The organism is Salinicola sp. 4072 (assembly GCF_036663415.1).
GTDB lineage: Bacteria > Pseudomonadota > Gammaproteobacteria > Pseudomonadales > Halomonadaceae > Salinicola > Salinicola salarius_A.
Genome location: NZ_JAXOVV010000004.1, coordinates 48,749 through 68,575, shown reverse-complemented (window position 1 = coordinate 68,575; position 19,827 = coordinate 48,749). Strand labels below are relative to the sequence as shown.

Genomic DNA, 19,827 nt, shown 5'->3' with positions numbered 1-19,827 from the left:
CGGGGAGCCCTGGGACTCCCCGAGGCGACTCACTCTCCCAGCATCGCCTCCACGACGCAGGCGTGCTGCAGCAGCGCCGCGTCGCCGCCCTGGGGGCGAGACAGCATCAGGCCGATAGGGAGTTCCGCGCCTGAAGGAAAGTAGGGCAGCGAGATCGAGGCGGCGTCGAGATAGTTGAAAACGCTGGTGTTGCGCAGCGCCAGCCGGTTCGCGCGTTGGAACGCGGCGGCGTCGTTCTCGAGATCGGCCCGCTTGGGCGGCAGCGTCGCGACGGTGGGCAGCAGTACCGCGTCGAAGCCGGCCATCTCGACTTCGAACCGGCGCTGCCAGCCCGCTCTCGGCCAGAGGCGCTGGAGATAGTCCGCGGCGCTGATGTCCCGACCGCCGTTCAGACGCTCGGCGATCAGCGGATCGTAGTCCGCCTCGGCACGCGCGAGCTGTTCGCGATGCAGCGCTGCCGCTTCCGGCACTACCAGGCCGCCCTGCTGATTGATCGCCAGCGCGCCGTCGACGGCCGCTAACGGCAGGCGCTCGACGTGGCACCCCTTGGCTTCGAGAGCAGCCACGGCGGCCTCGAAGCCATCACGGACCGCATCGTCCAGTTCGCTCAGCAGACCGCCTTCGGCGATCGCCAGCCGCAGTGGCCGAGGCGAGGCATCCAGTGGCGGCATCGGCCGGTCGGCGAGTATCGACCACAGCCGCGCGCAGCAGTCGACGCTGGGCGCGATCGGTCCGACGCAATCCAGGCTCGGCGCCAGCGGGTACGCGCCTTCGCCGGGTATACTTTCCTGACTCGGCTTGAATCCAGTCAGGCCGCAGAATGCGGCGGGGATGCGCAGCGAACCGCCAGTATCGCTGCCCAGCGTCGCCGCGGCCAGGCCGAAAGCCACCGAGGCGGCGCCGCCGGACGTCGAGCCGCCGGTGATGCGCTCGGCATCGAACGGGTTGGGCGGCGTGCCGTAATGCTGGTTGAGCCCGAGCCCCGAAAATGCGAACTCGCTCATGTTGGTGCGTCCGGTCAGTAGCGCCCCGGCGCGACGCAGACGGGCAACCGAGGGCGCGTCCCTCACGGCCGGTGCGCTGTCACCCAGCACCCGGGAAGCGGCCCTGGTCACCTCGCCACGGACATCGAACAGATCCTTGATGCTGATCGGAGCGCCGCCCAGCGATTCGCCCGGATCGACTCGCATCAGCCGGTCGCGCAGCTTGTCGGCATCGAATTCGATGAACGCAGAGGCGGTAACGTCGGCCTGCGACTGCGCCCGCTCGATCAACGCATCGAGCGCCTGGGCAGGCGTGAAATCGCCAGCATCGACTGCCGTCTGCCAGTCACTCAGGCGGCGCTGATGCGGCGGGCGAGCCCAGAACGCGCTGGCGGCACCGAGCTGGCTCATTGCGCGACCTCGAGCTCGACGACGATGTAGCTGTGGCTCAAACGACGATTCAGGACCGGATCGTTGAGCGTCATCGAGAAGCGCGGGCTGGTCCGAATGCCGCCAATGGCCGGCACCGTGCCGCACAGCAGCAGCGTATTGGGTGCCAGCGACTGCCCCTGCTTGAGCGCGTCGGGGAGTTTGGCCAGCAGCGTATCGACATCCAGCAGCTCGGCGAGCGTGCCTTGTTGATAGGTGACGGTCTGGCCGTTTTCTTCGATCTCGCTTGCCAGTTCCAGCGAATCCCAATGATCGCGGACCTCATTCAGCGGCCATGCCTGGGTGGCGACCGGTTTGGCGCAGAGCTGCTTGGATTCGGCCACGCCGACGGCTTCCAGCTTGCGATCGGTGTGATCGGACGCGAGCGTCACCCACAGGCGGCCATCGCCATCGCTGACCAGGCAGACTTCGGCTTCGCCGGAGCCTTCTCCGCCCAGCATCTCGACGTTCTCGGCCTGGGTCAGCAGCTGTGCACTGGCGCGGTAGAACAGCGGCACGCTCGACGGCGGCTTGACGCCGAGTTCGGCCAACTCCTCGATGTGGTGCTGGACGCCGGCCTGGTCGCGGCCGGCCCAGCCGGCGATCGCCAGGCGTTGTGGCGTGACGGTGAGCGTGTCTTCAGGCGTTTCGAAAGTCAGCATGAGATAGGTTTCCGGATTCGATAAATGAGGTTCACAGCGCGCGGATCATAGTGAGTCGGGCAGCCACAGCGCGATACTGGGGAAAGCCACCAGCAGGGCGGCCATCAGCAACATGGCACCGATGAACGGCAGGGTGCCGACGATCACGTCCGAGAACGGCTTGCCGCGCCGGGCGGCCTGGACGATATAGAGGTTGAGTCCCACCGGCGGCGTGATCAGCGCCATCTCGACGAACAGGATCATGACGATGCCGAACCACACCTTGTCGAAACCGGCGGCGGCGATCAGCGGCGTCACGATCGGAATGGTGATGACCATCAGCGACAGCGTCTCGATGAAGAAGCCGAGCACGATGAACAGCGCGATGACCGCCAGCAGCAGCCCGTAGGGCGAGAGGTCGTAGGTGTTCAGCAGCGTCGTCAGATTCTGTACCAGCCCCGACGAGGTCAGCGCAAAGTTCAAAAACGAGGCCGCCAGAATGATGAACAGCAGCATCGAGGTCGTCTTGACCGTACCGTCCAGCGCGGCTGTCAGCATCTGACGATTCAGGCGACGATTGGCCGCCGCCAGTCCCAGCGAGACGATGACGCCGACGGCGGCCGCTTCGGTGGGCGTGGCCCAGCCCAGGTAGATCGAGCCGACGATCACGATGAATAGAATCAGCAGCGGAGCCAGGAAGGCCAGGCTGCGCAGCCGTGCGTTCCAGCTGGCGACGTTGCGCGGGCCGCCGAGGCTCGGCTTCCACCAGCACATTACCAGTGCCACGGCCATGAACAGCAGCGAAAGGCCCAGGCCGGGCACCAGCCCCGCCATGAACAGCTTGGGAATCGACGTTTCGGTCAGGAAACCGTAGACGATCAGGTTGATCGACGGCGGAATCAGAATCCCCAGCGTGCCACCCGCGGCGATGCTGCCGCAGAAGAGGCGAGGATCGTAGTCGAGCTTGTCGCCCTGTGGCAGCGCCACGGTGGAGATCGTCGCGGCGGTGGCGACCGAGGAGCCCGAGGTGGCCGAGAACAGCGCGGCGGTAGTGATGTTGGCGTGGATCAACCCGCCGGGCAGCCACGAGAGCCAGTGATCCATGGCACGGTAGGCCTTCTCGGCAATGCCGGCGCGCACGATGATCTCGCCCATCAGCACGAACAGTGGAATCGCGATCAGCAGAAACGAGTCCGCGGCGGACCACAGGTTTTGACCCAACGCCTTGGTCAACGGGAAGAACGAGAAGAACTGGTCGATACCGAAGGCGAGCAGGAACAGCGTGACCGCCACCGGAATGCCGGCCAGCAGGAGCACCAGAATGCCGATCGAGAGAAATCCGAGCATCAGCGTGACTCCTCTGAAAGTGGCGCTTCGGAAAGTTCGCCGTTATCCATGCCGGCCAGCGCATCGAGCGTCGCCGTGTCCCGCTGGAACAGCGCGACCAGCACTCTCAGGCCCATGACGCTGGTGGTGAAGGCGAACCAGCAATAGCCCGCGGCCCACAGCAGTTGAGGAATCCACAGTGGTGTGGCCAGTGGGGTGTTGGCGGTCGAACCGTTGGCGAGGGACTTGGCCAGCACCGGATAGGCGTTCAGCGCGATCATCCAGGCCACCAGATTGAGTGCCAGCAGCGACACGATGTTGAGAGTGTGCTGCGACAATGGCGGCAACCGGCCGTGAACGACATCGATGCGGATGTGCGCCCGCTCGAGCAGCGTGTGGGAAATCCCCCAGGCCGAGAGCACGGCCAGCACGTAGCCCGAATACTCGTGGACGCCGGAGAGCGAATGGCCGGCCAGCTTGCGCAGCAGGATCTCCACACCAATGAAGATGACCACCGCCAGCAGCGCGAAGCCGATCACGCGGGCGGCGAGCCGCGACAGGCCGCGAGTGAAACGCACCAGCCCGTCCAGCCCCTGAATCAATGCAGACATGGGAAGTTCCTGTCCATCGAAGGTAACGATTCACGCACACCGGCCCGAGCGGGCCGATGCGCGAGAAAGCGGTCGTCAGGGAGTCTCGGCCTGCAGGCCGACGATCTTGCCGACACTGGCGTTCCACTGCTCGATCGTTTCGGCATCGACGCGACCGGCCCAGGCGGGAAGCACGATCTCTTCGAGAGCCTGGTGGGCACGGTCGATATCGGCCTGGGTCGGCTTGACCAGCGTCATGCTGGCCGGCTCGCCGGACGCGCACTGGCCCTGTCCCGTCAGGCAGGCAATGCCGCGCTGGGTTTCGGTCTTGGAATTCGTCCACACCGGCGCGGTGAACTGCTTGTCGACCTGCTCCTGGATCAGTTGCTGTTCGTCCGCGCTCAGACTGTTCCACTTGTCCTGGTTGACCGCGGTGATGACGTAGTCCCAGCCGCCAATGGGCAGCGGTAGCATGTGGCTCGACACGTCGTACCAGCCGGCACTGTAGCCGGACATCGAACCGGTCACGGCGCAGTCGATCACGCCGCGCTCGAGCGATCCCGGCACTTCATTGAACGCAATGTTGAGGCTCTGCGCGCCGAGCGCTTCGAGGAATTCACCGGTGGAGCGGCCGCTGCCACGTACCTTCTTGCCTTCGAGATCGGCAAGACCCGAAATCGGGGTGTTGCAGAACAGGACCTGGGCCGGGTAGGGCACGATGGCCAGCACGTGGCTGTTGAAGCGCTCATTCATCGTCTTCTCGGCGATGGGACGGAAGGCATCCGCGACCGCCCGGGCCTTGTCGGTTTCGGTCGCCATCATCGGCAGGTCGAGACCTTCGAGCTCCGGCGCATCGCTGACGGTGTAATCGCCCACCGTCATGCCGACATCGAACAGTCCGTCACCGAGATAACGGAAGACGTCGCCGCTGGCGATGCCCATCTGGTCGAAGCTGGTGACCTGGGTGGTGATATCGCCATCGCTGGCTTCCGGCAGCGTCTCGCTCCAGAACGGCTGCTCGAACTTCTGATGCAGCTCCAGGCTGCCCCAACTGCCGACGACGTTGAGCGACGTTTCCGCCGCTGCCGAGGTGGCAACGCCGGCGCTGAGTGCGGCGGCGATCACTGCAGCCGCGGTGCGGGTTCGACGGAGGGATTTTGCAGGATTGCAGATCATGGTGGTGAGCCTCGCTATTGGCATTCGTTGTTGATGTTGTGTCGCGCTATCCAGGTTGTGTCGTTCTATCGACGTTGCGTCGAGAATCGCCCGTTTGGCTCGGGCTAGCCGTACTTCCAGTTCTAGCCATACTTCAGTCGATGATTGGGGATGTCGGTGATCAGCATGTGTCCCGGACTGTGAGTGATCGCCAAGGGCAGACCTGCGGCTTCCAGGGCGGCCTGGGGTGTCACGCCGCAGGCCCAGAAAACCGCCAGCTCGTCATCGTTGACGACCGGGGCGTCGCCGAAATCCGGCCGGGCCAGATCGGCGATCCCCAGCGATGCCGGCAGACCGATATGCACCGGCGCACCGTGAACCCGTGGCATGTCGGTGGTGATCTGGATGGCACGGATGGCGTCGGCCGGCTTGAACGGACGCATCGAGACGACCAGATTGCCGCCGAACGGGCCGCTGGGTTCGAGCGGAACCTGCGTGCGGTACATCGGCACGTTGCGACCGAGCTGGATGTGGCGGACTTCGAGGCCGTCGGCGATCAGGGCGTCCTCGAACGAGAACGAGCAGCCGATCGAGAAGGTGACCAGATCGTCCTGCCATAGATCGGCGATATCCGTTCGTTCCTCGCTCAATACCCCGTCGCGGTAAAGGCGGTAGCGCGGTACGTCGTGACGCAAGTCGATATCGTCACCCAGTGATCGCGGATGTGGATCGCCGGGATCGGTAACGTCGAGCAGCGGGCAGGCGCGCGGGTTGCGCTGACAGAAGCGGAGAAAATCTTCGGCGTAACGAGCGGGCAGGATTACCAGGTTGGCCTGGGCGTAACCTGGCGCGAGCCCGCTGGTATGACGTTGCCACTGGCCTCGGCGAATGGCCTGGCGGGCGGCGAACGGTCGTGATAGATCGGTCGAGGCGGTCATGTCGATGACTCGGTTGTGGTTATGGTCTCGACAATAAAAAGCGGCCATCGATAAGGCAAATCGATTTTTTTGATGTTAACGAATAGGAATAACCTTTCATTTGCCGGGGTTGGCGCCTAGCAACGAGGATTGCTGGTCGATCCGGGCGATCTCGATCGCCAATTCCGTGACGCCCTCGGCCAGCGATTTGTCCAGATGCTGTGGCCAGGAGGCGGTGAACTCGAGTTCGGGCAATTCGATGGGCAGTTCGATCAGCTTGCCCTCGGCCAGCTCCTCCCGAACCAGGCGCGGAGGAATGGCGCCGAGCCCGAGACCATCCAGCGTCATTCGCACGATCGTCCACAGCGAACTCGAGCAGTGCAGCTTTAAGTGTTCGAGTTTCTGCTGGTGGAGCAGCGAGCCGAGCTCGCGATAGGGCCGGCTGTCGCGGGCGAAGGTGATCAGCGGCAGCCCGCGCACCCGATGAAGGGAGAAGTGAGCGGGGTCGAGCCCGAGTCGCGGGCTCGCGATCAGGCCCATGGTGTAGTGGCAGAGAAACCGGTTGAACACTTCCTGGACGTTGACCGGCCCCATCAGGAAGGCCATGTCGACATCCCGATTGTGCAGCTTGGCGGCCAGCCCCGGTGAGCTGTCCACTTCGAGCTCCAGCGTCATTTCCGGAAAACGCCGCGAGAGCTCGGCCAGAAACTCGGGCAGCCAGCTATGGGCGATCGATTCGACGACGCCCAGGCGCAGCGTGCCCTGGAAGGGAGTCGCCAGCTCCAGCATGGTCATGGCCTCCTGGCGCGCTTCCATCAGCCGCAAGGCGTGACGGTGGAACTGGCGCCCCTTCGGTGTCGGCTTGATGGGACGCTGGGTACGTTCCAGCAAGGGCTCGCCGACGATCGATTCGAGCCTGGCGATACGATCGGACACCGAGGGCTGGGTCAGGTGGAGATGGCGCGCCGCGAGGCGGAACGATCCCAGCCGTACGATCCAGACGAAGGCTTCGATTTCCTTGAAGTCGAACATGGCAGGCTCGCTCGGGTTGCGGTGGGAGACGGTGGCACAGGGCGTCCGCCAGTATTGCATAGACGATCGCGGGCAGGAGATGGGCGATTTCCGCCATGGTCGGATGTCCGTGCGCGCTTCGGGCCGCTACAATGGGTCACCCTTTTTCTGCGCAGGGCGTGGCGAGTCGCTTTATCCAAGTCGTTTCACTAGATCAGAGCCACTGCACGAGAGCCGCTTCACGAGAGCCGCCCGATGTAAGAAGCATGAAGCCCGCGCAATGTCATGTGACCGTGACACCACGACACAAGCCGACCGTCACCTTTCGCTGCATCATCCAGCCGGCCTGTGTCGCTCAACCTCTGCCCGACGTGGCAGCCAGATTGCCTTTGTGGTGAACAGACGAAAATGAGGAGCGCTCGATGAGCCAGGATTTCCCGGACGACAATTTTCCCGGCAATACGGACCACCGCCGTCGCCATTCCGCCAATGTGGTCGATGGCCCCGGCAAGGCGGCCAGCCGTGCGATGCTGCGCGCCGTCGGTTTCACCGATGAAGATTTCAAGAAGCCTCAGGTCGGTATCGCTTCGACCTGGAGCCGCGTCACTCCGTGCAACAGCCATATCAACGTGCTGGCGGAAGCGGCCAGCGACGGCGCCGATGCCGCTGGCGGCAAGGGCGTGATCTTCAACACCATCACCATTTCCGATGGCATCGCCAACGGCACCGAGGGCATGAAGTACTCCATGGCCTCGCGCGAGATCATCGCCGATTCCATCGAGGCGGTAGCCGGCTGCGAAGGATTCGACGGCGTGGTCGCCATCGGCGGCTGCGACAAGAACATGCCCGGCTGCATGATCGGCCTGGCGCGCCTCGACCGCCCCGGCATCTTCGTCTATGGCGGCACCATCCAGCCCGGCGCCGGCCACACCGATATCGTCTCGGTGTTCGAGGCGATGGGCGCCTACTCCCAGGGCAACAAGTCGCTGATCGAGGTCAAGCAGATCGAGGAGACCGCGATCCCCGGGCCAGGCTCCTGCGGTGGCATGTACACCGCCAACACCATGGCTTCGGCGATCGAGGCGATGGGAATGAGCCTGCCCAACTCCTCGGCCCAGGAAGCCGTCTCGCAGACCAAGCACGACGATTGCCGCGCCGCCGGCGAGGCCGTGCTCAAGCTGCTCGAATTGGACCTGAAGCCGTCCGACATCATGACCCGCAAGGCGTTCGAGAACGCCATCACCGTGGTCATCGCCCTCGGCGGTTCCACCAATGCCGTGCTGCACCTGCTGGCGATCGCCAATACCGTCGGTGTCGAGCTCTCCCTCGATGACTTCACCGAGATCGGCAAGCGCGTTCCGGTACTGGCGGACGTGCGCCCCAGCGGCCACTACATGATGAGCGAGCTGGTGGCGATCGGCGGTATCCAGCCGCTGATGAAGATCCTGCTCGATGCCGGCATGCTGCATGGCGACTGCATCACCGTTACCGGCAAGACGCTGGCCGAGAACCTGGCGGACGTGAAGCCGTATCCGGTCGATCAGCAGATCATCAAGCCGCTGGACAAGCCGGTCAAGGCGACCAGCCACCTGCGCATTCTCTACGGCAATCTGGCGCCGGAAGGGGCGGTGGCGAAGATCACCGGCAAGGAAGGCACCCGCTTCACCGGCCGCGCTCGGGTATTCAATTCCGAAGAGGAAGCGCAGGCGCGGATCAACGATTTGACCGTGGTCGCCGGCGATGTCGTGGTCATTCGTTACGAAGGGCCGAAGGGCGGTCCTGGCATGCGCGAGATGCTGACGCCGACCTCGGCGATCATGGGCCGCGGCCTGGGCGACAAGGTGGCGTTGATCACCGACGGTCGCTTCTCTGGCGGCAGCCACGGCTTCGTGGTCGGCCACATCACGCCGGAAGCCTTCGTCGGTGGCCCGATCGGGCTGATCGAGGATGGCGACGAGATCACCATTGACGCCGAGAACGACGTGATGACGCTGCACATCGACGACGCCGAGATGGAGCGTCGCCGCGCGGCCTGGAAGCGTCCGGCACCGCGCTACACTCGTGGCACGCTGGCCAAGTACGCCAAGACGGTCAGTTCGGCGTCCAAGGGAGCGGTCACCGACCTGCCCGAAGCGCTGGACGACTGAGCCGGTGCCGGAGGTCGATGCCGTTTCGCATCGACGCTAGCCGTACGAACGCCTCGAGGTTTCGACCTCGGGGCGTTTTTCATCGCGCGTACCGCTTTTTCTCGTCCTTTCATAAATTCATTTCTCGTCTTTTAACGAGTTCGTTTCTCGTCTTTTCATGAATCCATTTCATGGAGCCGCTGCATAACTTTCATGCCGTCATGCGCCTATCATCGCCATCGCTTGGGTATCCTTGGCGGCCTACGTTTTCGGCGGCGCTGCGTCTGCCGACCCTCTCGCCGCCTTCGAGCCGGCCAACAACGCCAAGGAAAGATCATGAAGACCAGTCGCGATCGCATCATCACCACGCATACCGGCAGCCTGCCGCGAACGCTCGAACTGTCGAAGCTGCTGGTCATGCGCGAGCAGGGGAAGCCGGTGGACACAGCGGCTTTCGATAGCGAGGTCGCGCGCTGCCTGGACGGGGTGATCGCCGCACAGCTCGACGCCGGGCTCGACAGCATCAACAACGGCGAGGCACCGCGGGTCGGCTTCTCGACCTACGTCACCGAACGCATGACCGGCTTCGGCGGGGAAGGGCGGCGCAAGCCGACGCTGGATATCCAGCGCTTCCCCGGCTACGCCGAGCACATGGCACGTCAGATCGGGGTTTCCGACGATCTCGCCAAGGTCTGGAACACGCCGCTGGCCCAGCGCGCCGTCCAGTACGACCCGACGCTGGCCGGGGTCAAGGCGGAGCTCGCCTCGTTCGATGCCGCGCTCGCCAACCGTCCTCGTCCGCTGGAAACCTTCATGACGGCGGCGTCTCCCGGCGTCGTGACCACGACCATGCTGCGGGCGGAGAACAACCCCGACTATCCCACGGATCGCGAGTACGTGCTGGCGGTGGCGCGGGAAATGAAGCAGGAGTACGAGGCCATCGTCGCGGCCGGTCACGTGCTGCAGCTCGACGCGCCGGATCTCGCCATGGAGCGGGTGATCATGTTCGGCGATGACGACCTGGGCACGTTCCTCGAACGGGTCGAGCTGCACATTGAAGCAATCAACCTGGCGCTGGAGAACATTCCCGCCGACAAGGTGCGGCTGCACGTCTGCTGGGGCAATTGGCAAGGGCCGCACCAGGACGACGTGCCGGTGGCGGACCTGCTGCCGATCCTCTACCAGGCCAAGGTCGGTGCGCTGAGCATTCCGCTGGGTAACCCCCGTCACGAGCACGAGACTGTCTCGTTCAAGACGCATCCGCTGCCGGATCACATGCTGCTGATGCCGGGCGTGATCGACGTCACCACCAACTATCTCGAGCACCCGGAGGTCGTCGCCAACCGCATCTGTGCGTCGGTGGAGGCCATCGGTGACCGCGAGCGCGTGGTGGCCGGCACGGACTGCGGCTTCGGCACCTTCGCCAGCTACGAGTTCGTCGCGCAGGACGTGGCCTGGGCCAAGCTGAAGGCGCTGAGCGAAGGGGCAGCCATCGCCACTCGTCGGCTGTGGGGCTGAGCATTCATTGCAAAACGTAACCTTGCAGGACCTGGCCTTCTCCTATACTTCGGAAGCAAACGGCACAACAGGGAGAGGTGCAATGTCGATGAAAGGGACGATGAATACCGGCCTGGGGTTGGTGCTCGGCGCGATGCTGTTCGGCGGCGTGGCTATGGCACAGGACAAGACGAGTGATCAGCCCAATCTGGACAAGCAGTCGGGAGATCAGACCAACGAGCAGGAGGATGCTCGTGAGACGGCGGTGCAGCAGAAAGGGGCTCCCAAGCTCGCGCAGGAGTGTCGCGATCTGGCCGTGCAGAAGGATGAACAATCCGAGGAGATAGATGGCAAGTCCATCTACGAGACCAACGCCAAGAACTACAAACAGGGAGAGGAGTTCGAACTGCTCGTCGATCTGCTTGGCGAGGGTAACGCCAAGTATAATCTCACCTGCAAGATCGACGCAGATGGCAACATGAGTTACGAGGGCATGGAAAAGAGTTCGACCGTCAAATCCAGCCCGGGTGGCGCTTGAGTCTATTCCGTTGGATACGCCATGGCTTCGTTGTGACGCCATGGCGCGGCTGTTTCGTCCACGTGTCTGACGGGTTCGGACCAAGGTAGCGATGGCAGAGGCGATTCCCTCGGCAACGTTCGAGACCAATGCTCCCGTCGGCGTCATTTCGGATACTCACGGGCTGCTGCGAGACGAAGCGCTGGCGCTGCTGGCTGGATGCTACCCGCTGATCCACCTGGGTGACGTAGGTGATCCGGCCATTCTTGAGCGACTGGCCGAGCTCGCGCCCGTCCATGCTGTCCGTGGCAATATCGATATCGAAGGAGAATGTGCTTCCTTGCCACTGCACTGGCGTCTGGTGATCAATGGCCGGGTTCTGCAGCTGGTTCACGATATCGCCGATATCGATGAGCGAATGGCGTTCGAGGCCGTGCTGCACGGCCACTCCCACAAGCCGCGCAACGCGTGGCGGGAGAGCGCCAGCGGACGCCAGCTGTGGTTCAACCCCGGCGCGGCGGGGAAGCGCCGTTTTCGCCTGCCGATCACGCTCGGCAAGCTATGGATCGACGAACGCGGCATTCGCGGCGCTATCGTTCACCTGCCGTCATGAACGGAATCACTCGTCTTCGGGCGTGATTCGAATCAGCGCGCCGTTGCTGGCATCCGTCAGTACCCATAGCGCGCCGTCCGGCCCTTCCGTCACGTCGCGCACGCGGCCGAGAGATTGTGCGAGACGCTGCTCGCCGCTTACCCGCTTTCCGTCGAGCGTGAGCCGAACCAGGCCGCCCGGGGAGAGCGAGGCGATGATCAGATTGCCCTGCCAGCCGGAGAAGCGTTCTCCCTGGTAGAAGGTCATGTCGCCCGGGGCGATGACCGGGTCCCAGTAGTAGATCGGCTGCTCCATGCCTTCCTTGGCGGTCAGGCCCTCGCCGATGGGCGCGCCGCTGTAGTCCTCGCCGTAAGTGATGATCGGCCAGCCGTAGTTCTTGCCGGGTCCCGGGACGTTGAGCTCGTCGCCGCCCTTCGGGCCGTGCTCGATCGTCCATAGTTTGCCGCTTTCCGGGGATAGGGCGGCGCCTTGCACATTGCGATGGCCGTAGGACCAGATCTCGGCCAGCCCGTCTTCGGTACTTGTTGCGACACTTGCGTTCTGTCTATTAGCGAACGGGTTGCTGTCGGGAATGGAGCCGTCGGCGTGGATCCTCACGATCTTGCCGAGATGGGTGTTCAGATCCTGTGCCAGTTGCCGGGATTCGGGCAGCGAGCGCTCTCCCAGGGTTACGTAGAGCCTGCCTTCGTTATCCCACTCCAGCGCGGCGCCGAAATGCTTGGTGGAGTCCCAGGCCGGCGTCTGACGGAAGATGACTTCGACGTTTTCCAGGCGGCCATGGTCGTGGCCGAGAACGCCGCGAGCGACGGCGGTGGCGTTCTTGCCATCGTCTCGAGGCTCGGCGTAGCTGAAGTAGATCCGACGGTTGTCGGCGAAGTCGGGATCGAGGCTCACGTCGAACAGCCCGCCCTGGCCGCGGGCGTCGACTTCCGGCAACCCCTCGATCGGCTCGGACAGCGTGCCGCTCTGCAAATCGACGGCGCGCAGGCGTCCGGGTCGCTCGGTCACCAACGCCAGGTCGTTGTCGACAAAAGCCAGCCCCCACGGGTGGACCAGCCCCTCGGCCACGGGCGTCATGGCCAGCGCGATGTTCGCTTCGAGCGCGGGGGCGCGGGTCTGGCGTTCGAATGCCGGCGTCTGATCCGGTGCGTTGGGCGGGCCGCTCTGTACCGGCTGCTGGGCCAGCGTCTCGCCGCAGAGCGATAGCAGCAGGGCAGTGCCGGACGAGGTCACGAGGCTTCGTAGCATGTCGATCTCCATGGGGTTGGCATCGCGCTTCCCTACTGACTGTAGCAGCCTTCCGCGCGAGCAGGGGCGGCACGGCGAGTCGCATCGTGGCGCTAAATGACAGCCGGACGCGCGAGATTGTCGACAAACCCTGCCCGGTATTAGCCAAAGTTGATATCATTAGGCTTTGTCTGAAAAGTCGTTGAGCGAAGGTCAGACAAGGCAAAAATCGGCGAAAACGGACCGGGCTGGCGTACCAGTTTACGCGGTGTAAATGAGTACTTTGAGCCGATTTTTAACGACGTATGGCCGAGCGCAGGCAGTTTTCAGACAAAGCCTAGCCTTTTACCGGAGCCCGACCTTGTCCGCTGATTCTTCTCCGCCGCGCTTTTCTCCCCCGACGTGGATGCGTTGGCTGCTGCTCGTTATCGGCTGTGTCGTGGCCAATCGCGCATTGAACGCGATCCACATGCCGGCTGGCGGCTTCATCGGGCCCATGGCGGTCTCGATCACCTACGGCGTCATGGTCGGTGGCCTGAAGCTGCCCCGCATCGGCTTCAAGTTCAGCCAGGGCGTCATCGGGGTGTTGATCGCCCAGACGCTGACCCTGTCGGTGCTGTTCAAGATTCTCGATGCCTGGCCGGTGATGCTGATCGCCACGGCGATTACCCTGCTGTTGAGCCTGATCGTGGGTATCGGGCTGGTTCGCTACGGCGGGCTTCCGGGCTCGACGGCAGCCTGGGGCACGACGCCCGGCGCCGCTGCCGCCATGGTCGCGATGGCCGAGGAAACCGACGCCGATCCCCGAATCGTGGCGGCAATGCAGTACGTGCGCGTGGTCTGCGTGGTGCTGGTGGGGGCGCTGGTCAGCCATTATCTGGGTGTGACGGATAGCGGCAACGCGGGTCATGCGGCGGCTCTTCCCATCGGTCTGGGCTATCTGGGGGACCTCGTCACGACGCTGGCGGTGGTCGCCATCGGCGTGTGGATCTTCGATCGACGGATGCCCGCCGGCGCGCTGCTGGGGCCGGTGATGGTGGGGAGCGTGCTGCATCTGACCGGGGTGATCACCATCGTGTTGCCGCAGCCGCTGCTCGAACTCGCTTACGGCGTCATCGGTACCTACGTGGGGCTGCGCTTCGACCGCGAGACGGTCCACAACATTGCCCGCGCGTTGAGCAAGATGATCTTCGCCTCGCTGATGCTGATTGCGCTATGCGCGCTTTCCGCCTGGCTGATGACCCTGCTGATGCATACCGAGTTCATCACCGCTTATCTCGGCACCAGCCCCGGTGGCCTCGACTCGATGACGATCATCGCCATCGATACTCATGCCGATGTCGGGCTGGTGGTAGCGTTGCAGACGTTGCGACTATTCACTGTCGTGCTGGTGGGGCCGGGGATGGCGAGACTGGTGGCGCGCTTTGCCAGACCTTCAACGGCGTAGAGCCCGGTGCCGATGCCCGTTTCAAGCTTTCCGAGCCGCTGACGGCTCGGCTAATCGAAGCTCCACTGCCAGCGCTTGTGGGTGCGCTTCGAGGGCTTGGCCGGGGTATGACTGCGTACCCGGCTGACCCAGGCCTGGCGCGCTTCCCAACGGATCAGGTAGACGGTCTCGCCGTCGCGTAGCGGCGGGTTGGCGGGATCGATCAACACGGCCTCGAACCAGCGCGAGAGATGATAGACCTGCAGTTTGCCGCTAACCGGGTGGGTGGCCACCTGAACGGCAACTTCCGCCCCTCGGCCGTTGGTCGGGAGCATCGATGTGGCGAGCCAGGCTGGCAGGCCCAAGCGGGAGGGACGCCGATAAACCAGTGCGAGCGAGGCAAGGCCCAGGCACAGTACTATCTCTTCCGGCGTTTGATTGAACCACTGATCCATGGGATCTCCCCTGCTTCTTGACGCGATAGCCTCTATCGATGGGCAAAATCGTTCTTTCGTGCGGTGCCTGCGTGGGCTCCCTTTCTCTCTATCAGATCGAGCAATGCCTAGCAGAATACGGATCGTCAGTACCGCTCTCCACATTAGAACGGTAAACATTTGCTGTCTTACGTAGCGATCGATAGGGATTGCTATTGCGATTCCGGCCTGGCGAAACGGGGCTTTCCGCCGTTGCTGCTAACCTGCGGTTTCAATCGCGTCACGGGGTTTACAGGACGCCGCACGCGGCGATGGTCGGCGCGGATCCAGAAACGCAAGGCCCCGATCCTGGGATCGGGGCCTTGTGCCTTGACGCGGCGAGTCTCGAGGGAGACTGATAGATCTCGCCGGAAACTATGGCGTCGTCGGGCGTGCTGAATCACGCCCGGTGGGTAGCGACGATTACTTGACCTTGGAGTACTTGTTTACTGGACCTTGAAGTACTTGTCGTAGATCTCGTCGTAGGTGCCGTTGTCCTTCAGGGTGGCGAGGGCATCGTCAAAGCGTTCGGCCAGCTCCTTGTCGCGCGGGCGGAAGGCGATACCGAAGCCTTCGCCGAAATATTTCTCCGGCTCGCTGATCATGTCGCCGACGGTGACGTAGTTGCCGTCTTCGCTATCCAACAGGGTGGACTTGCCGACCGGGAAGTCGAGGAAGGCGATGTCGACGCGTCCGGCATCCATGTCCAGCACCAGATCGTCGGCCGTGGTGTAGCGGCTGATGTCGGCATCGTCGCCGTACGTGTCGGTCACGTAGTTGTCCTGCAACGTGCCGCGCTGGACGCCGATGGTCTTGCCTTTCAGCGACTCGGGGTAGACCGTGTCGATACCGCTGTCGGCGGCGGCGAACCATGCGGAGGGTGGCTTGATGTACGGGTCGGAGAACAGCACGGTCTGGCGGCGCTCGTCGTTGATTGTCATCGACGACATGATGGCGTCGTACTTGCGCGCCAGCAGGCCGGGGATGATGCCGTCCCAAGCTTGAACGACCCATTCGCATTCGGCCTTGATCTGCGCGCACAGGGCGTTGCCGAGTTCGATGTCGAAGCCGGTCAGCTCGCCATCCGGGGTACGGTATTCCATCGGTTCGTAGGGGACGTCGACACCGATGCGCAGCTGTTCGGTATCCTGGGCCTGGGCGACACCCGCGATCAGCGCGGCGCCGAGCAGGCTGGTAGTCAGCAGTTTCTTCATGGATCGCTTCTCTCTTGTGATGCGTGAGTTCTTGTGTGTTGCGATTCGGTCCCGGTCCATTCACCGCCTTTTGAACAGTGAAGGCTTCCTGACACTCGATGGGCGACAACCGCAGCATAACCAATGCTTACACAATTGAATATCGCCGCAATCAACGCCTGATTCACGGCGCCAGCAGATAACCGCTCCGATGGCTGTGATGACCGGCGATATCGGCGACGATCATGCCGGCGGTGGCCATCCGGCGCTGGCTGCGGGCATAGAACATGCCGGCCTGGGAGGCATGAACCGGTTCGACGCGATCGCTGATCGGATCGATGATCTCGGCGATGAGCTGGCCGGCTACCACCTCGATGCCGGGTTCGGCGTGGAACACCAGCAGGCCACCGATCGGCGCATGCAGAAAGTCCATCGCCGCCAGTTCGGTGGCCGGATAGGCCAGTTCGGGCAATGCCGGCGCCTCGCCCGCGACGAGTCCCAGATGCCGCAGCCAGTCGATGATCGCCTGGGCATCGTGACCGGCGAGAGCATGATCGACATCGCACTGACCGCGCAATTCCAGCGTCACCGACTGGCAGCCGTAGTCGAGCGGGAAACGCTCGCCGAACGTCTGTCGCAGCTGTTCCCACACCAGCGTGAAACACTCGTCGAACGACTGGCCGCCGGAATCGGTGGCCAGCATGCTGGCCTTGGCGCCGAAGTATCGCGCCAGCGGCTCGAATACCGGCCAGGCCGCCGGCGTGGTGTAGAGGTGCTCGACGGCATCGAAATCGCAGTGGAGGTCGAGCACGAAGTCGGCACGGCAGGCCAGGCGCTGCAGCGTCAGCTGCATGGATTCCAGCGTGGTGGTCGGTGTGATCGACGCCAGCGCAGCCTCGAAACGATCGCGGATCACGTTGCGGTTGTGGGCGATGTCGTCGGTCAGCACCGCTTCCAGGCCGTCGGCAATGCTGTCGGCCACGTTCACATAGCGACGGTTGAAGTTGGTCAGACTCTCGAAATCGTAGCGCCCCAGCGGCGTATCCATCAGTTGCTGGTCCAGCCCCACCGGGTTGGCGACGGGTACCAGCGTCACGCGGCAGGCCAGCTGTCCCTGGGCCTCGAGCTCGGCGAGGCGCTGCTTGAGCGTCCAGGCGACCAGCATGCCCGGCAGTTCATCGGCATGCAGCGCGCCCTGCACGTACAGATGCCGCTCGGCATCCGCCGGGCCGAAATGAAAGCTGTCGATGTAGCGTTCGGTGCCCGGCACCGGGCTGATCAAAGGGTGCTTCTGGTGTTCCACGACACTTCCTCGACTCGAGAATCATGAGGCCCGGTCGCTGGCACCACGGCCAGCGTACCGGGCAGGGATGGCTGGATTAGTCGGCGCAGTCCTGCTCGCTCGGGCGTACCGACAGATCGTAGTCGAAGTACTTTTCCATCAGCTCGTCGAAGGTGCCATCGGCGTAAACCTCGCAGATCGCCTTGTCGAACTTGGCGGCCAGCGCCTTGTCACGCTGACGGAACGCCATCGCCGCGCCTTCCCCGAAGATCGAGGTGGGTGTCTTGATGCTGTCGCCGAGCTGCTTGTAGGGGCTGTCGTCCTGACGGAAATCGATGGCGTCGTTGGCGATCGGGAAATCCTCGAAGGTCAGATCGAGACGGCCGGACTTGAGGTCGTTGACCACATCCTGGGAGGAGCCGTAGCGGTGGATGTCGAGAACGTCGCCGTACTCCTGGGTGACATAGACATCGCGGATGGTGCCGCGCTGCACACCCACGGAGAGCCCCTCCAGGGATTCCTTGTCATCGATGTCGATATCGCGATCGCTTGCGGTGATCCAGACGCTGGGCGTGTTGTAGTAGGGCAGCGAGAACAGCACCTGACGCTCGCGCTCCGGGGTGATCGCCATCGAGGAGAGGATGGCGTCGTACTTGCGCGCCAGCAGGCCGGGGATGATGCCGTCCCAACCCTGTTCTACCCAACTGCACTCGAGGTTGGCACGAGCGCACAGCTCGTTGCCGAGGTCGATCTCGAAGCCTTCGAGATCGCCGTCCGCGTTACGCACGACGAAGGGTTCGTAGGGCACATCGATACCCAGGCGAATGGCATCCTGACTTTCCTGGGCCATGGCCTGACTGAATGCCTGACCCGATACGAGGGCGCCCGCGATAAGCGCGCCGGTGATCCACTTGTTCATGAGTAGTTCTCTTTGTGTGTGGTGATGATGACAGATGACGCCGAACGATGACCTGGTCTGCGCTCAAGCGCCGCGCGGACGCAGGTGCGCCAGTAACCGCTTTTCCAGCTTTCGAAACACGAACATGATGCCGAAGGTCAGGCAGAGATAGATCAGCGCGACGAAGATGAAGGCATCGAACGGCGCGTAGAAACGGGCGTAGACATAATAGGCCGCGCCGGTCAGGTCCATGATCGTCACCACGCTGGCCACGGCGCTGGCGTGCAGCATGAAGATCACCTCGTTGCCGTAAGCCGGCAGGGCACGGCGAAAGGCGCTGGGCAGAATGATGCGCCGCATCATCAATTTGCGTGACATGCCGTAGGCGCGGGCCGCTTCGATCTCGCCCTTGGCGGTGTTCTTGATCGCACCGTGGAAGATCTCGGTGGTGTAGGCCGCCGTGTTGAGCGTGAACGCGATCAGTGCCGGGAAGAACGCCTGCTTGAACACTACCCAGAAGATGCTGTCCTGAATGCCTTCGAAGAAGACCACGCCGTAGTAGACCAGATAGAGCTGGATCAGCAGCGGCGTACCCCGAAAGACGTAGGTGTAGGCGTAGATCGGAAGCTTGATCCAGCGGCGCTTCGAACCGCGGCCGATGGCCAGCGGCACCGCCAGGATCATGCCGATCACCAGCGACAGGAAGACCAGCTGTACCGTGGTGACGAAGCCGCCCCAGTAGAAGCCCAGCGTATTGGCGGTGAAGATCGTGTTGTCGGACAACAGGTCGGTGAACCAGCCGTTCAATTGTTCCATTCGCTGGACTCCCCAAAGCCGGTGTTGTAGCGCTTGGTCAACTTGGCGAAGCCCCACTCGGACAGCGTGGCGATCAGCAGATAGATCATCGCCACCGGGATCATGAACAGAAACGGCTCATGGGTTGCCTTGGTGGCTTCGGCAGCGACACGGACCATGTCGGTCAGGCCGATGATCGAGACCAGCGCGGTAGTCTTGAGCAGCACCATCCAGTTGTTGCCGATCCCCGGCAGGGCATGACGCATCATCAGCGGAAAGCGAACGCGTCTGAAGGCGAGTAGCGGGCTCATGCCGTAGGCGCGCGCGGCTTCCATCTGGCCTTCTTCCACCGCCTGGAAGGCCCCGCGGAAGGTTTCGCCCATGTAGGCCCCGAAGATTAATCCGATGGTGATGACGCCCGCGACGAAAGCGTTGATGTTGATGAAGATATCGATATCGAAGGCGTAATAGAGCTGGTCGGTGAGCATGTTGATGCCGATCTGACCGCCGTAGAACAGCAGCATCATCAGCACCAGATCCGGCACGCCGCGCACCAGCGTGGTGTAGAGCGTGCCGATACCGTGGATCAGCCGATTGCGCGATAGCTTGGCGCTGGCGGTCAACAATCCCAGGATGACTGCCAGTATCAGCGATAGCACGGCCAGTTCGATGGTGACCATGGCCCCCTCGAGCAGCCGCGGGCCGTAGCCTTGCAGGTCGATCATGAT

19 protein-coding genes are annotated in these 19,827 nt (G+C 63.3%); 5 read left to right on the top strand and 14 right to left on the bottom strand.

Going from position 1 to position 19,827, the window contains the following annotated elements; all coding sequences use genetic code 11:
* Positions 1-29: 29 nt before the first annotated feature.
* The 7 genes from R3F72_RS04925 to R3F72_RS04895 all read right to left on the bottom strand — a co-directional run bounded on the left by R3F72_RS04925 (position 30) and on the right by R3F72_RS04895 (position 7,133).
* Positions 30-1,394: an amidase gene (locus R3F72_RS04925; RefSeq protein WP_332779048.1), complete on the bottom strand. Its 1,365-nt coding sequence runs from the start codon at positions 1,392-1,394 to the stop codon at positions 30-32.
* Positions 1,391-2,074, bottom strand: a complete 684-nt coding sequence (locus tag R3F72_RS04920; protein WP_332779047.1) for a DUF2848 domain-containing protein — start codon at positions 2,072-2,074, stop codon at positions 1,391-1,393. The genes R3F72_RS04925 and R3F72_RS04920 overlap by 4 nt, the downstream gene beginning before the upstream one ends.
* A gap of 45 nt (positions 2,075-2,119) precedes the next feature.
* Complete coding sequence (locus tag R3F72_RS04915) at positions 2,120-3,400, bottom strand: TRAP transporter large permease (protein WP_332779046.1); 1,281 nt, start codon at positions 3,398-3,400, stop codon at positions 2,120-2,122.
* Complete coding sequence (locus tag R3F72_RS04910; RefSeq protein WP_071232774.1) at positions 3,400-3,990, bottom strand: TRAP transporter small permease subunit; 591 nt, start codon at positions 3,988-3,990, stop codon at positions 3,400-3,402. The genes R3F72_RS04915 and R3F72_RS04910 overlap by 1 nt, the downstream gene beginning before the upstream one ends.
* Before the next feature lie 75 nt (positions 3,991-4,065).
* Positions 4,066-5,145 (bottom strand): TRAP transporter substrate-binding protein, encoded by a 1,080-nt coding sequence (locus R3F72_RS04905; RefSeq protein ID WP_332779045.1) that lies wholly within the window; start codon positions 5,143-5,145, stop codon positions 4,066-4,068.
* 122 nt (positions 5,146-5,267) lie between these two features.
* Positions 5,268-6,062, bottom strand: coding sequence for a putative hydro-lyase (locus R3F72_RS04900; RefSeq protein WP_332779044.1), 795 nt, complete (start codon positions 6,060-6,062; stop codon positions 5,268-5,270).
* A 96-nt stretch (positions 6,063-6,158) separates the two neighbouring features.
* Positions 6,159-7,133, bottom strand: a complete 975-nt coding sequence (locus R3F72_RS04895; protein ID WP_332779043.1) for a LysR family transcriptional regulator — start codon at positions 7,131-7,133, stop codon at positions 6,159-6,161.
* Between the two features lie 341 nt (positions 7,134-7,474).
* On the opposite strand from R3F72_RS04895, the gene ilvD reads away from it, so the two are divergent.
* The 4 genes from ilvD (at position 7,475) to R3F72_RS04875 (ending at position 11,805) form a co-directional block, all read left to right on the top strand.
* Complete coding sequence (gene ilvD, locus R3F72_RS04890; protein ID WP_303855946.1) at positions 7,475-9,199, top strand: dihydroxy-acid dehydratase; 1,725 nt, start codon at positions 7,475-7,477, stop codon at positions 9,197-9,199.
* A 315-nt stretch (positions 9,200-9,514) separates the two neighbouring features.
* Positions 9,515-10,696 carry a hypothetical protein gene (locus R3F72_RS04885; protein ID WP_332779042.1) on the top strand — a complete coding sequence of 394 codons (1,182 nt, stop codon included), beginning with the start codon at positions 9,515-9,517 and terminating at the stop codon, positions 10,694-10,696.
* Positions 10,697-10,778: 82 nt separating this feature from the next.
* On the top strand, positions 10,779-11,213 hold the full coding sequence (locus R3F72_RS04880; RefSeq protein WP_332779041.1) for a hypothetical protein: 435 nt from the start codon (positions 10,779-10,781) through the stop codon (positions 11,211-11,213).
* A gap of 91 nt (positions 11,214-11,304) precedes the next feature.
* The gene (locus R3F72_RS04875; RefSeq protein ID WP_087719055.1) at positions 11,305-11,805 is read left to right on the top strand and encodes a metallophosphoesterase family protein; all 501 of its coding nucleotides are present in this window, start codon (positions 11,305-11,307) and stop codon (positions 11,803-11,805) included.
* Positions 11,806-11,811: 6 nt separating this feature from the next.
* Here the strand turns inward: R3F72_RS04875 and R3F72_RS04870 are convergent, their stop codons facing one another.
* On the bottom strand, positions 11,812-13,053 hold the full coding sequence (locus R3F72_RS04870) for a PQQ-dependent sugar dehydrogenase (RefSeq protein WP_332779040.1): 1,242 nt from the start codon (positions 13,051-13,053) through the stop codon (positions 11,812-11,814).
* Positions 13,054-13,393: 340 nt separating this feature from the next.
* On the opposite strand from R3F72_RS04870, the gene R3F72_RS04865 reads away from it, so the two are divergent.
* The gene (locus R3F72_RS04865; RefSeq protein WP_332779039.1) at positions 13,394-14,479 is read left to right on the top strand and encodes an AbrB family transcriptional regulator; all 1,086 of its coding nucleotides are present in this window, start codon (positions 13,394-13,396) and stop codon (positions 14,477-14,479) included.
* A 50-nt stretch (positions 14,480-14,529) separates the two neighbouring features.
* On the opposite strand, the gene R3F72_RS04860 is transcribed toward R3F72_RS04865, so the two are convergent.
* From R3F72_RS04860 to R3F72_RS04835, 6 genes are all read right to left on the bottom strand, one after another.
* Positions 14,530-14,913, bottom strand: a complete 384-nt coding sequence (locus tag R3F72_RS04860) for a hypothetical protein (RefSeq protein WP_332779038.1) — start codon at positions 14,911-14,913, stop codon at positions 14,530-14,532.
* 464 nt (positions 14,914-15,377) lie between these two features.
* Positions 15,378-16,145: an ABC transporter substrate-binding protein gene (locus tag R3F72_RS04855; protein WP_332779037.1), complete on the bottom strand. Its 768-nt coding sequence runs from the start codon at positions 16,143-16,145 to the stop codon at positions 15,378-15,380.
* 163 nt (positions 16,146-16,308) lie between these two features.
* On the bottom strand, positions 16,309-17,427 hold the full coding sequence (locus R3F72_RS04850) for a succinylglutamate desuccinylase/aspartoacylase family protein (protein WP_303856503.1): 1,119 nt from the start codon (positions 17,425-17,427) through the stop codon (positions 16,309-16,311).
* Positions 17,428-17,503: 76 nt separating this feature from the next.
* Complete coding sequence (locus R3F72_RS04845; RefSeq protein ID WP_332779036.1) at positions 17,504-18,325, bottom strand: transporter substrate-binding domain-containing protein; 822 nt, start codon at positions 18,323-18,325, stop codon at positions 17,504-17,506.
* 63 nt (positions 18,326-18,388) lie between these two features.
* Positions 18,389-19,120 (bottom strand): ABC transporter permease, encoded by a 732-nt coding sequence (locus tag R3F72_RS04840; RefSeq protein WP_087719049.1) that lies wholly within the window; start codon positions 19,118-19,120, stop codon positions 18,389-18,391.
* On the bottom strand, positions 19,108-19,824 hold the full coding sequence (locus R3F72_RS04835; RefSeq protein WP_087719048.1) for an ABC transporter permease: 717 nt from the start codon (positions 19,822-19,824) through the stop codon (positions 19,108-19,110). The genes R3F72_RS04840 and R3F72_RS04835 overlap by 13 nt, the downstream gene beginning before the upstream one ends.
* Between the last annotated feature and the right edge of the window lie 3 nt (positions 19,825-19,827).

What these genes read in the sequence shown, in the direction of transcription:
- R3F72_RS04845 (WP_332779036.1), bottom strand. Translation starts at nt 18,325, where the DNA reads ATGAACAAGTGGATCACCGGCGCGCTTATCGCGGGCGCCCTCGTATCG.
- R3F72_RS04835 (WP_087719048.1), bottom strand. Translation starts at nt 19,824, where the DNA reads ATGATCGACCTGCAAGGCTACGGCCCGCGGCTGCTCGAGGGGGCCATG.
- R3F72_RS04900 (WP_332779044.1), bottom strand. Translation starts at nt 6,062, where the DNA reads ATGACCGCCTCGACCGATCTATCACGACCGTTCGCCGCCCGCCAGGCC.
- R3F72_RS04885 (WP_332779042.1), top strand. Translation starts at nt 9,515, where the DNA reads ATGAAGACCAGTCGCGATCGCATCATCACCACGCATACCGGCAGCCTG.
- R3F72_RS04860 (WP_332779038.1), bottom strand. Translation starts at nt 14,913, where the DNA reads ATGGATCAGTGGTTCAATCAAACGCCGGAAGAGATAGTACTGTGCCTG.
- R3F72_RS04925 (WP_332779048.1), bottom strand. Translation starts at nt 1,394, where the DNA reads ATGAGCCAGCTCGGTGCCGCCAGCGCGTTCTGGGCTCGCCCGCCGCAT.
- R3F72_RS04880 (WP_332779041.1), top strand. Translation starts at nt 10,779, where the DNA reads ATGTCGATGAAAGGGACGATGAATACCGGCCTGGGGTTGGTGCTCGGC.
- R3F72_RS04855 (WP_332779037.1), bottom strand. Translation starts at nt 16,145, where the DNA reads ATGAAGAAACTGCTGACTACCAGCCTGCTCGGCGCCGCGCTGATCGCG.
- R3F72_RS04905 (WP_332779045.1), bottom strand. Translation starts at nt 5,145, where the DNA reads ATGATCTGCAATCCTGCAAAATCCCTCCGTCGAACCCGCACCGCGGCT.
- R3F72_RS04870 (WP_332779040.1), bottom strand. Translation starts at nt 13,053, where the DNA reads ATGCTACGAAGCCTCGTGACCTCGTCCGGCACTGCCCTGCTGCTATCG.
- R3F72_RS04875 (WP_087719055.1), top strand. Translation starts at nt 11,305, where the DNA reads ATGGCAGAGGCGATTCCCTCGGCAACGTTCGAGACCAATGCTCCCGTC.
- R3F72_RS04910 (WP_071232774.1), bottom strand. Translation starts at nt 3,990, where the DNA reads ATGTCTGCATTGATTCAGGGGCTGGACGGGCTGGTGCGTTTCACTCGC.
- R3F72_RS04920 (WP_332779047.1), bottom strand. Translation starts at nt 2,074, where the DNA reads ATGCTGACTTTCGAAACGCCTGAAGACACGCTCACCGTCACGCCACAA.
- R3F72_RS04895 (WP_332779043.1), bottom strand. Translation starts at nt 7,133, where the DNA reads ATGCAATACTGGCGGACGCCCTGTGCCACCGTCTCCCACCGCAACCCG.
- R3F72_RS04915 (WP_332779046.1), bottom strand. Translation starts at nt 3,400, where the DNA reads ATGCTCGGATTTCTCTCGATCGGCATTCTGGTGCTCCTGCTGGCCGGC.
- R3F72_RS04840 (WP_087719049.1), bottom strand. Translation starts at nt 19,120, where the DNA reads ATGGAACAATTGAACGGCTGGTTCACCGACCTGTTGTCCGACAACACG.
- ilvD (WP_303855946.1), top strand. Translation starts at nt 7,475, where the DNA reads ATGAGCCAGGATTTCCCGGACGACAATTTTCCCGGCAATACGGACCAC.